Genomic DNA, 11,695 nt, shown 5'->3' with positions numbered 1-11,695 from the left:
AAAAGCCATCACCATGTGATGACTTTACGTGATAAATAGCTTAGCTATTAAGCGGCAAGCTATGACTAATAACCTAACACTGACCGGCTTATGCTTTCTACCTGAATTGGTATTGCAGCTGTTACTTGTCAGGTCGCAGAGTGATTCATAGGCGGTGAAATCAGAATCTTGCCGTCAATGCGCTTATACGGGTAAAGCAGTACTGTTTCATAGCCCGACGCATCTGTTGCATTAATTGCAATTGCATCGAGTTGCTTTTGATATTCAGTTGTTACAGTTGCTGCATACACTAAGATACTGTGGCTGTGAGTATCAGTGGTTGTATCGATAATCCGCCACTGCAATTGCTCGATAAGATAGCTTTCATTCTGCGAACTGGTAATGTCATCAGCAAACAGACATCCGGCTTTACCATTTTCATAAACGGCAGCAAAAGGATAGAACGCCTGGCTGTGTGGCAACATCAATTCGCATAAAGTCAGTGCTTTGCGAATAAGCGTTTGTAATGGAGTGGACAACTGAATAGGACCATTAATCACAGAATCACCCTCCGGCATATTCAGGGACAGATAATGAATATGCATTGTCGAATTTACGGTCAGTTTTTGAACCGACTTGAACAAGAAAAAATCCCACGTCTGTCTTAGGGTTTAAAACGAAATTCAGCAAGGGCAAGATCAGTTTCTCGCCCCTTGTAAGCCACCAGTATGTAAGGCAATCAGGCTACTGCCCTCAGCAAACTCTCCTGCAGCGATTTTATTTTTCAATGCGAAGAACAATTTACCGGAATAAACCGGTTCAACCGGGATATTATAGGTCTCCTGCATTTCGTGGCAAAAGTCTTTCAATATGACATCCTGTTTTGCATAGCCGCCGCCATGGAAACGATGATCAACATACCAGTTGCCTTGCGGCCCGGGCATCAATTCACTTACCAGCGACTCCAGATATTGATTACCTTTAAGCACTGCAATACCACAGACGGTTTTTTGTGAAGAGACTGAACTGGCAATACCGGCAAGGGTAGCGCCGCTTGCAACCGGGGCCAGAATATAATCGAAATCGACTGAAATTTCATCCACCAATGCTGATACGCCGGTTAGTGCTGCTGATGAACTTCCTCCCTCAGGAATGATAAGCGCATCGTCATACTGGTGACGAAGTTGTGTTAAGAACCGCTTGTCGTGTCTTTTGCTATAGGTTGCGCGATCAACAAACCGAATATTAATCTGCCAGTGCTTCAGGTCAATTAACATCGGTGTCATATTTTTTGAATAGTCGCCGCGAACGATAACAGTGCAGTTGATGTTAAGCGTTTTGCATAAATAGCCCAGTGCATGCAGGTGATTGGAATACCCGCCACCAAAACTAACAATATGTGACGGCAGACTTTGCGAATCGTTAAACAGACTACTGAGCTTGCGCCATTTATTGCCCGATATCACCGAATGAATCAGGTCATCGCGTTTGATGTAAATATTCAGTCCTTCGGCCCCTGGCCAATCGGGACGAAAAATATGTAACGGACTGGGCATGGTCAGTGACAGTAAATCGGTAATGGATTGCGGCATAACGTGAAACAGTATTTTACTTAATATTGTGTAATGAATGATCAGCCCGACAGCATCGCGGGGTAAATATAATACTACCAGCAAACAGGAGCAGACTATGCGATATATTGTTCTAATCATGTCGCTTTTGGCAGGCAGTCCGGCACTTGCTATGTCGCAGACTGTTCAGCAAGAGCTAACTAACCCAGCCGAAGTCGGGCAGGGCAAGTTTACCTATTATTTCTGGGATGTGTATAACGCCACCCTTTACGCGCCTGAAGGACAGTGGGACAAATCGGGACCATTTGCGCTGACCCTTGAATATTTGCGCGACTTCGAGGGGCGAGATATTGCCGAAAGAAGTATTGAAGAGATGGAAAAGCAGGGCGCCACCAATCAGCAACAACTGTCGGACTGGCAGGCACAGATGGAGCAAATATTTCCTGATGTTAAAGACGGTGATGCATTGACAGGGGTCGTAACCAATGAAGGAAAAACACGATTCTTCTTCAATGGGTCATTAATTGGTGAAGTAGAGGACAAGGCGTTTACACAGCGCTTTTTCGATATTTGGCTGGCTGAAAATACGTCTGAGCCAGAACTTAGAGAAAAATTATTAGGAGACACGGATTGATGACATTGAAACGACTAAGTATTTTTTTGCTGCCACTGATAATGTTATCCGGATGCATTGGCGCGCCAGACGGTAAAGATTATCAATCAATGTCGCCGACATTGAATATTCAAACGTTTTTTGTTGGTGACGTGAAGGCATGGGGGATTGCTCAGGATCGCTTTGGCGAGGTCGTACAACGCTTCAAAGTTGATATCGAAGGGCGGATGGAAGGCGATACACTGATTATGGACGAAACCTTTGAGTATGGCGTTGGAAAAGGGCCAAATTCGCGGACCTGGCGCATAGAGCCAGATGGCGAGGGTGGTTTTATCGGCAGAGCCGGAGACATCAATGGTGTGGCTAAGGGTGAAAATTACGGTAACGCGTTTAATTTTGAATATGAAATGGATTTACCGGTGGGAGATTCATCTTACACCGTTACGTTTGACGACTGGTTTTTTGCATTCGATGAAAATACATTGATGAACCGGTCATATATTAAGAAATACGGTGTGATGGTTGCTGAGGTGACAATTTTTATGCAGCGACAAAATTGATTTATTAGCCCAAGGCCACTGAGGGCTTTTTGAACATTAACGTGATGCCAAGGCCCGATCCTTCCAGTAACGGATCGGGAATGTAATAAATGTGTGCGTTATGCAGGTCAGCCACCGCTTTGACCATAGACAGTCCCAGTCCGTTACCTTTTGAAGTCCGACTTTCCTGAGCACGATAGAAACGACGGTCCAGTTGTTTAAAATTGCTGACATCCACGCCCGGCCCGGAGTCATCGACGCTAACGATGTAACTGGTAGATGTTTCTTTTGCAGTAACGCGGATTTGTGCGTTTTCTCCGGCATATTTGACGGCATTATCGATAAGATTCGCGAAGGCCTGAAACAGCAGATTGCGGTCGCCGCGTAGCGTGGCTGGCTCAATGTCAAACGTAAGTGACATGTGTTTTTCTTCAATATAAGGTTCGTACAGATCCACTACATCGCGCACAATGTCGCCCAGACTCACTTCAGAAAAGCCCATCCGCTGGCGTTTACTTTCAATATCAGCAATACGCAACAGGCCATTGAACATACCCAGCAGAACATCGGTTTCCGCCAGAGCCTGTTGTTTTAAACTGCTATCGGGCAAATCTTCCAGTCGAGAACGAAGGCGAGACAACGGTGTGCGAAGATCATGGGCAACATTATCGGTGACAGACTTAATGTTTTGGACTGAATACTCGATCTTATCCAGCATCTTGTTCAGCACCAGCGCGAGCTTACTCAAATCGTCCCAGTTGCTGTCTATATCAAGGCGCTCTTTCAGGTTGCCCGTCTGCATAATAGAGTCAGCCGTGGCCGACATCCGGTTAATGCGATTTACCACATAGAGAGCAACGCCCAGGCTCAAGCCGGAAATCAGCCCCAGGATGGCGATAAACACCCAGCTCAGGGAGCGACTTAATGTCTGCGCGCTGTAAAGTTCATCAACATCGCGGGCAACAGTCACAGTCACGCCTTCATCAATAGTCTGCCGGCGTACTAGTACCGCTTTGTGGCCCCAGCCAGGTGCATCCTCGGCAGTAAGCGGAGTGTCGATTTCCAGAATGTCCGCGTCATCTTCTATTACCAGCTTACCCAGTGGACGACTATTTCCGGCTAAAAATTTACCATTTTTATCTGTAATAGCGACCCAGTTTATTAAGTCATTATTCAGGTTTTGTTCTACCAAACCGATAACGGCCTGGCGACCACCACGCTCATATAAAGCCTCGTAAGCCCAAAGCTGGGATAGCGCCGCATTTCTGGCTTCGTCAATTAAAATGTCTTTGTTGGTCACAGACCACAAGTAGATGATAAACGCCATGGCGGCGCCAGAGAGGAGGGTAATCAGCGCACCTACCCGAAAGCTAGAGCTTCGGGTAAATGTGCCTATCGCGATCACGCCAGATTTTCCGAAATCCGGTAACCAGTACCGCGTACAGTTTCGATTAACGGCACGTTAAACGTTTTGTCGACCTTTTGACGAAGTCGACTTATGTGCACATCAATCACATTTGTTTGCGGATCGAAATGATAATTCCACACATGTTCAAGCAACATGCTGCGGGTTACCACCTTGCCACGATTGCGCATCAAACATTCCAGTAACTGAAACTCTTTGGATTGCAACTCAATCTCGGTATCGCCGCGGGTGACTTTCCTGTTAAGCAGATCCAGTGTCAGATCGCCCACTTTTAATGCAGTGGTGGTATCGGCCTGTCGACCCACCAGACCTTCAACCCGTGCCAGCAACTCCTCAACAGCGAAGGGTTTTGTCAGGTAGTCATTGGCGCCTGAGCGCAGGCCCAGAACTTTGTCTTCGACCTGACTTTTGGCGCTGAGTAGTAGCACCGGTGTCGTATCTTCCTGTTCTCTGAGAGACTTCAGAATACTGATACCATCTGTACCTGGCAGCATAATATCCAGAATAATTATATCAAATGTGTCATTGCGCGCCGTCAAAAGACCATCTGAACCATTTTCAACTGCGGTGCAGGTGTGACCGGCAGACTCCAGTCCTTTTTTCACGTGCCCGGCTACCGTGCTATCATCTTCAATAATTAACGCTTTCATGATTCGCCATTCTTCTGTGTGCCCGGAATCCATTTAGGTATTTGTCTTTGCTGATACAGGTAAAATTACCTAAATCGATCACTTAACACGCAAAATCATATCGTCGCTATACGTCATCCCGGGGCAATCTGGCGGACGCATCATAGGGGGTAAAGTTTGGCACCGCGCCGCTACCTGCTATGGCTTGCAACTCCCGCCAATACGATGCGGTCATCAGGTCGCCGTGCATTGATTTAAGCATTGCTTTCAGGTGGCGCTTGCCGACAATAAAATGCTCAAACTGTTCCGGAAATACATCATCCGGCGCCACTGATAATGTATCCATGGCATAGGGATCGTCACTTTTGGGTAATTCCCGAAAGTTGCGGTCTTTCATCAGGCAAATTTCGTCGTAGTCATAAAAAATGACACGGCCTAATCGCGTAATGCCGAAATTTTTATGCAACATATCGCCGGGAAAAATATTGGCAAGAGCTATTTGCTTGATACAGGTGCCAAGTTCATTTATCGCGCTGCGTATTTTTTCCGGATCAGTTTCCTTATCCAGATAAAGGTTGAGTGGCGTCATTTTTCGCTCAATGTAAAGGTGGCTGATAATGAGTTCATCACCTACTATTTTTACACTGGATGCGCAGGTTTCATGGAGCTCCTGCAACAATTCAGGCGCAATGCGCGCCAGCGGAAAGCGAAAGTTGACGTATTCATGGGTGTCAGCCATACGGCCAACGCGGTCAGACATCTTCACCAGTTTATAGCAACTTTTAACGTGGTCGCGGGTGATTTTTTTACTTTCGGCAAATTCATCTTTAATAATTTTAAATACTACACCGTATGAAGGCAGGTGAAACACCATCATAACCAGTCCCCGCGTGCCAGGTGCTGCCTCAAACAGGTCCGTACTGTGCTCCTGATGATGCAGGAAATTTCGGTAAAATACGGTTTTACCATGTTTAAAGTGTCCTAACGCCATATACAATTCGAAGTGCTTCTTATGTGGCAGCAACTCTTGCAGAAAGGCGGCAACTTCAGCCGGATACAGAGTATCGGCCATAAAATAACTGCGGGCGAAGCCAAAGATGATACTCAAATCCTTCCTGTCAGTGAGCAGGGCATCAACAAACAGGGCCTGGCGGGTGCTTGTCTGCAAGGCAATTACAAAAGGCAGAGTTTCATCGGGCATGCATATTCTGCCAATGACATACGCCGCTTTAGAGCGGTAAAAAACAGGCTTTAGCATTTCAACCGCTGTCACGCTGGCCAGTTGCGCAGTAGATAACCGCTGTCGCAATGCAGTCTCCAGATTGCCAATATCACGTGCTTTATCCTCAAAGGGTATATTGAAGCGGTAGATGTGAAAAATGGCCTCATACATTTGCGCGACCGTTGTGGTGGGGTCAAAGCTATTGATAACCTTTTCTCTGTCACGGCCCGGAAGGTAACAACGACTCGGTAGCATGAACATGACACTGTTATCAATTCTCTGGTGTTTGAAAATGCGTCCAATAACTGAGTTATAAAAAGTTTCTGCCAGTTCAAATTGGGGGTGGCCTTCCAGTAATGAAAAGTAAGCCTGCTTCATGGCATGCCAGAATGCGTCATTTTTCTGATGCACGGTAAGGTCATGATAAATATCAGCCACGGCTTCAGACAGGCTTTGCTCGTAAACCGTAATGCGTTCCTTAGAGGCGCGAACGGTTTCCTGCCATTGGCCATTTTCAAACCGCTCCTGCGCCCCCCGGGTGATGCGTGAGAACCACCGGTAGCTTTTGTCGAAATGTTGAATTATCCGAAACGCTATTTTTTGTGCAGGCTGTTGCTCAGCAGGGCTCATGCGCTGATCTCACTATTGAAGGGTACATAGGGTAGTAAACAAAATTGTTGCTTTTTTGACTACCTTGGGTAATTTATTGAGCGGAAATAAAGCCGCCTATGGTTACAGTGTTATACCACAGGGAAGAAGTACAGGGTATATCGTGAGTTTTACTGTTTTAGTGTGTGATGATTCTGCTATTGCCCGCAAGATGGCAATTAAAAGCCTGCCCTCTGCGCTGCAGAAGAATGTTTATCAGGCAGCGGATGGCGAGGAAGCATTGTCGGTACTCAACGCCCGGCGTATAGATCTGCTATTGCTGGATTTAACCATGCCGGTGCTGGATGGGGTTGGTGTGCTGGAGTCAATCAGACAGCACGTGCATGAGGTGTATGTACTGATCATCTCTGGCGATATTCAGCCTCATATGCAGCAAAAAATCCGACAGTTTAATGTACTGGGATTTTTACCTAAGCCAGTGTGTACAACGCAAATGTCGTACACACTGAACCAGTATGGATTGTACTAGTTAGTTGGCATCAGATAAATTTCTCTGACGCTGTTGCGCTGGTGCGCGTCAATGGCAAAGGCAACCGCTTCTGCCACATCTTCTGGTTGTAACTTGTCATCTTTTGCTTCATCAAAAAAAGGTGTGTTCACTACACCCGGGCAAATTGTGGTACAACGACCATTCCACTCTTTCATTTCTTCCGCCAAATTATTGCCAAAACCATATGCGAACCATTTGCTCGCGCCATACACCGACCCCTTGATAGCCCGACGACCAGCGGCTGAGGATGTCATGATAAAGTGACCTTCCGTTTTTCGCAGATGCGGCAAGGTCAGGTTTGCTGTCCACAACAGCGCTTTCACATTAATATCTATTAGTTTATCCCACTCCTGTGGATCACCGTTTTCTGTTCCGGCGGCATTTAAGCCAATCCCTGCGTTAGCAAAAGCCACATCAAGTCGGCCATAGTGAGCGACCGTTTTCTCTACCACCTCTTTTTGCGCATCAAAAGAAGTTGCATCAGCGCTGAACGCAACGGCATTGTCTTGCCCTAACTCTGAAACCAGGCTATTGAGCTTGTCTTCACTGCGCGCCGTGAGTGCTACTTTATGCCCGTTTTTAACCAGCTCCTGGGCAGTCGCACGACCAATGCCACTGGACGCGCCGGTAATGAGTACAATTTTACTTTTTGACATGATGTCCTCCGTAATCAATATACTCACTTTCGCAAATTCGCAGCAGACAGATCATTTTTATCGCCACATCATGACAGCCCTATGAACTTGAAATAACAAAAACGTGACAGCGGGGGAAAGCATGTTGGATAGGCACAGTGTCGCAACGCGTTGGTTTAACGATATTAAGCAAGGTCTGCGCGTTTAGCGGATAGCGTTTGAAATACAAACAAGACGCTGATTACATTTTTTACAGTTTTTATTTGAAACGCGGTTGACAGATAGACGTCTATACGGCAAATTGAAGTCATGAAGACAATAATTAGCACCACCGGCATGATGATGATTACCACCTCAATGAGGGCGGTTGCTGGTTAGTGCACGAAAGTCACACATACCAAAAACCCGCCCTCCAAAGAGAGCGGGTTTTTTTTTACCTGAATGATCTGCCAGATAGGCGATACAAAAAGGAGCGACAAATGAAAGTGTTAAAGTTTGGTGGTTCATCTCTGGCCGATGCCCAACGTTATCTGACTGTGACAGATATTAGTATCGATACACACCAAACCGACGGCGCTGCAGTTGTTTTGTCTGCTCCCAAAGGAGTGACAAATGCACTGGCGTTATTATGCGACCAAGCTGCAGCCAACGAGGATTTTCTGCCGTTATTCGATAAGCTGACCACACTGGTGAGTGGTATTGCTGCTGATCTGCAGGCTGAATTAGACGGGTTTGACTACGAACGTGTTATTACCTTTATCAACGATCAGCTCGCTGCGCTTAAAAAGCAGCTTGATGGTATTCGTTTACTGGGATGTGCGCCAGAGTCTGTTGCAGCGGGCATCTTAAGTATGGGGGAATACATCAGTGTGACCCTCTTCGGGGCAATCTTATCGGCCCGCAATATAAATAATCAGGTGCTGGACCCTGTTAACTACATTCAGGCGCAGGGCGATTTTCTGGATAGTATTGCCGATGTGGCAGTCAGCAAGGCTCGTTTTTCTGATGTACAGCGAGACGGCAGTGTGCTTCTTGTGATGCCGGGTTTTGTCGCTGCAAACGAGCAGGGCCAGAAAGTGACGCTCGGCCGCAATGGCTCGGATTATTCAGCGGCCATTCTGGCCGCGTGCATTGATGCACAAACCTGCGAAATATGGACTGACGTAGATGGGGTCTACAATGCCGATCCCAATCAGGTGGAAGGGGCCATTCTGCTGGACAAGCTGACGTATCAGGAAGCGATGGAATTGTCCTACTTCGGAGCAAAAGTCCTTCATCCAAAAACCATTGGCCCTATCGCTCAGCACCATATTCCCTGCCGCATCAGAAACACCCTCAACCCTGCCGCGCCCGGCACATTAATTTCCAAAGAGGCCAGCGAAACCTGGACGTCAGTTAAAGGTATCTCGCAGTTAGATGACATCACTATGTTTAATGTCGCAGGTCCGGGCCTTAAGGGAATGGTGGGCATGGCTAGCCGGGTTTTTGAGGTTATGTCCAACGCCAATATTTCCATCAGTCTTATCACTCAGTCCAGCTCGGAGTACAGCATCAGCTTTTGTATTGCTGAAAAAGACTCTGATAAAGCGCTGGCGCTGTTGGAAGATGCATTTGCGCTGGAGCTGCAAAATCAGTTATTGGATCCCATCGAAGTGCGCCGTAGTCTGGCGATTGTGACGCTGGTGGGTGACGGCATGCGACACACGAAAGGCCTGGCTGCCCGCTTTTTCAACGCACTGGCGCAGGCACGGGTTAATAATGTCGCTATTGCGCAGGGCTCCTCTGAACGCTCCATATCCACCGTTATTGAAGCGCCCAAAGCGCGTAAAGCGGTACGCGTTATCCATCAGAACTTTTTTTCGAACAGGCATAATATTGATGTTTTTCTGGTGGGCTGCGGTAATGTCGGTACCGAGCTTCTCAGCCAGATTTCACGACAACAACCGGCACTGCTCAAACGCAATGTGCAGCTGAGAGTATACGGTATCGCCAATAGCCGGAAGCTTTTATTAAGCGAGCAGGGGATAGATATCGCCGGCGACTGGGCCGGGCAGCTGTCTGCTTCGCAAAAGGCATTCAGCATCGACACGCTGCGTGAGTTTGTTAACGCAAACAGCCTGGTGAACCCGGTGATTGTTGATTGCACCAGTCACGCCGGAATTGCCAATCAGTACGTAGAAATGATGGAGCAGGGTTTTCACGTGGTGACGCCCAACAAGAAGGCGAATACCGATACCATCGACTACTATCGTCAACTGCGCAAAACAGCGCTTAAAACCAATCGCCAGTATCTTTACGAAACGACGGTGGGCGCAGGGCTCCCGGTAATTGATAATTTGCAGAAGCTGTTTAGCGCCGGTGATGTTCTGCACCGTTTCGAGGGAATTCTTTCGGGCAGTCTGTCTTATGTATTCGGAAAGCTGGAAGAAGGCATGACACTGTCGGAAGCTACGTCTACGGCTAAGCAGAATGGTTATACCGAGCCGGATCCCCGCGATGATTTAAGCGGTATGGACGTAGCCAGGAAGCTGCTGATTATGGCCAGAGAAGCTGATCTAGAGCTTGAATTGTCTGACATCGAGATTGAGTCTGTGCTGCCTGAAGGGTTCGGAGAATCATTCAGCGTTGATGAATTCATGAATGAACTTCCCACCCTTGACGCTGAGTTTGATAAAAAGGTACAGCAGGCTCAGGCGCAGGGTAAAGTTCTGCGCTACATTGGTACTATTGAGCAGGACAAATGCAAAGTCAGCATTCAGGCGGTGACCCAGGATCATCCGCTGGCTGCGGTGAAAGATGGCGAAAATGCCCTTGCTATCAGCAGCGATTACTATCAACCTATCCCTTATGTTATTCGTGGTTATGGGGCCGGCGGAACAGTGACAGCAGCGGGAGTGTTTGCTGATATCTTGCGGACAATGCCATGGAAGCAAATAAACGGTTGAGGATGATTGCATGAGTGATTCAGGTAGCCAGAGCAGCGCATTTGCGCCGGCATCAATTGGTAATGTCAGTCTGGGCTATGATGTTCTGGGGGCAGCCATTGAGCCAATAGACGGTACTCGGCTGGGCGATGAAGTGGTGGTTAAGGCTGCCAGTCAGTTCAGCCTCACTGTGACCGGTCCTTTTGGCCACAAGTTGCCGGACAATGTGAACCAGAATATCGTGACACACTGCTACGAGCATTTTATTGAGGCCTGCGTAAAGTACGGTCATCAAACCCATTCGGTAGCCATGACGCTGCACAAGAATTTGCCAGTTGGCAGTGGCCTTGGCTCAAGCGCCAGCTCCATCGTGGCAGCCCTCAGTGCGCTGAACAGTCATTTCGGTCACCCCTTTGATAAAAATGCGATGTTATTGATGATGGGGGAAATGGAAGGGCAAATCAGTGGCAGTATTCATTATGATAATGTGGCGCCCTGTTATCTGGGGGGGATGACGTTGATGAGCGGAAAATCGCGTCCGGTTTCGCTTTCATTGCCCGTTTTTAAAAACTGGTACTGGGCGATCTGTTATTCGGGAATCAGTGTTTCCACCTCTGCAGCTCGTGAGATCTTACCTGACAGCGTATCGGTTCCAACCGCACTGGCCTTTGGTCGGCAGCTTGGTGTGTTTGTCCATGCGCTACATACGCAGGATGAGTCACTTGCGGCCAGTGTGATGCAGGATGTTATCGCAGAGCCATTTCGCAAGCAGTTACTCCCCGGGTTTGATGATGCCAGAGATTATTGTCTGGCCAACGGCGCGTTAGCGTTTGGTATTTCGGGGTCTGGGCCAACGGTTTTTGCAGCTTGTCCGGATAAGCCGACCGCAGAAGCATTAACGCAATGGCTGGACCAGCATTATAAGCAAAACGAAGATGGCTTTAGCCACGTATGTTGTATTCCCGATGTGGGTGCACAGGAACAGCAAGGGTAATTGA

General features: G+C 47.7%; 11 protein-coding genes. 5 read left to right on the top strand and 6 right to left on the bottom strand.

The annotated features are described in order from the left end of the window. Positions 1 to 128: 128 nt before the first annotated feature. Both HHX48_RS10450 and HHX48_RS10445 read right to left on the bottom strand, forming a co-directional pair. Positions 129 to 623, bottom strand: a complete 495-nt coding sequence (locus HHX48_RS10450) for a hypothetical protein (protein WP_223858275.1) — start codon at positions 621 to 623, stop codon at positions 129 to 131. A 54-nt stretch (positions 624 to 677) separates the two neighbouring features. Next, positions 678 to 1,571 carry a 1-aminocyclopropane-1-carboxylate deaminase/D-cysteine desulfhydrase gene (locus HHX48_RS10445; RefSeq protein WP_191024880.1) on the bottom strand — a complete coding sequence of 298 codons (894 nt, stop codon included), beginning with the start codon at positions 1,569 to 1,571 and terminating at the stop codon, positions 678 to 680. A 97-nt stretch (positions 1,572 to 1,668) separates the two neighbouring features. On the opposite strand from HHX48_RS10445, the gene HHX48_RS10440 reads away from it, so the two are divergent. After that, positions 1,669 to 2,184, top strand: coding sequence for a chalcone isomerase family protein (locus HHX48_RS10440; protein ID WP_191024878.1), 516 nt, complete (start codon positions 1,669 to 1,671; stop codon positions 2,182 to 2,184). After that, the gene (locus HHX48_RS10435; protein ID WP_191024876.1) at positions 2,184 to 2,723 is read left to right on the top strand and encodes a DUF3833 domain-containing protein; all 540 of its coding nucleotides are present in this window, start codon (positions 2,184 to 2,186) and stop codon (positions 2,721 to 2,723) included. Before HHX48_RS10440 ends, HHX48_RS10435 begins: the two co-directional genes overlap by 1 nt. Before the next feature lie 4 nt (positions 2,724 to 2,727). Here HHX48_RS10435 and HHX48_RS10430 read toward each other — a convergent pair whose 3' ends face one another. The 3 genes from HHX48_RS10430 to aceK all read right to left on the bottom strand — a co-directional run bounded on the left by HHX48_RS10430 (position 2,728) and on the right by aceK (position 6,609). Beyond that, positions 2,728 to 4,107, bottom strand: coding sequence for a sensor histidine kinase (locus HHX48_RS10430; RefSeq protein ID WP_191024874.1), 1,380 nt, complete (start codon positions 4,105 to 4,107; stop codon positions 2,728 to 2,730). After that, positions 4,104 to 4,778: a response regulator transcription factor gene (locus HHX48_RS10425; protein ID WP_191024872.1), complete on the bottom strand. Its 675-nt coding sequence runs from the start codon at positions 4,776 to 4,778 to the stop codon at positions 4,104 to 4,106. The genes HHX48_RS10430 and HHX48_RS10425 overlap by 4 nt, the downstream gene beginning before the upstream one ends. A 106-nt stretch (positions 4,779 to 4,884) precedes the next feature. After that, complete coding sequence (gene aceK, locus HHX48_RS10420) at positions 4,885 to 6,609, bottom strand: bifunctional isocitrate dehydrogenase kinase/phosphatase (protein WP_191024870.1); 1,725 nt, start codon at positions 6,607 to 6,609, stop codon at positions 4,885 to 4,887. Positions 6,610 to 6,751: 142 nt separating this feature from the next. On the opposite strand from aceK, the gene HHX48_RS10415 reads away from it, so the two are divergent. After that, on the top strand, positions 6,752 to 7,117 hold the full coding sequence (locus tag HHX48_RS10415) for a response regulator (RefSeq protein WP_191024868.1): 366 nt from the start codon (positions 6,752 to 6,754) through the stop codon (positions 7,115 to 7,117). Here HHX48_RS10415 and HHX48_RS10410 read toward each other — a convergent pair. Next, positions 7,114 to 7,794 (bottom strand): SDR family oxidoreductase, encoded by a 681-nt coding sequence (locus HHX48_RS10410; RefSeq protein WP_191024866.1) that lies wholly within the window; start codon positions 7,792 to 7,794, stop codon positions 7,114 to 7,116. The genes HHX48_RS10415 and HHX48_RS10410 overlap by 4 nt on opposite strands. A gap of 458 nt (positions 7,795 to 8,252) precedes the next feature. On the opposite strand from HHX48_RS10410, the gene thrA reads away from it, so the two are divergent. Continuing rightward, on the top strand, positions 8,253 to 10,718 hold the full coding sequence (thrA, locus tag HHX48_RS10405) for a bifunctional aspartate kinase/homoserine dehydrogenase I (protein WP_191024864.1): 2,466 nt from the start codon (positions 8,253 to 8,255) through the stop codon (positions 10,716 to 10,718). Positions 10,719 to 10,728: 10 nt separating this feature from the next. Then, the gene (thrB, locus tag HHX48_RS10400) at positions 10,729 to 11,691 is read left to right on the top strand and encodes a homoserine kinase (protein WP_191024862.1); all 963 of its coding nucleotides are present in this window, start codon (positions 10,729 to 10,731) and stop codon (positions 11,689 to 11,691) included. Positions 11,692 to 11,695 lie beyond the last annotated feature (4 nt).

Origin of the sequence: Salinimonas profundi, assembly GCF_014750655.1 — a bacterium.
Lineage (GTDB): Bacteria > Pseudomonadota > Gammaproteobacteria > Enterobacterales > Alteromonadaceae > Alteromonas > Alteromonas profundi_A.
Note: the sequence above shows the minus strand (reverse complement) of the source record. Positions and strands in the feature narration are given on the sequence as shown.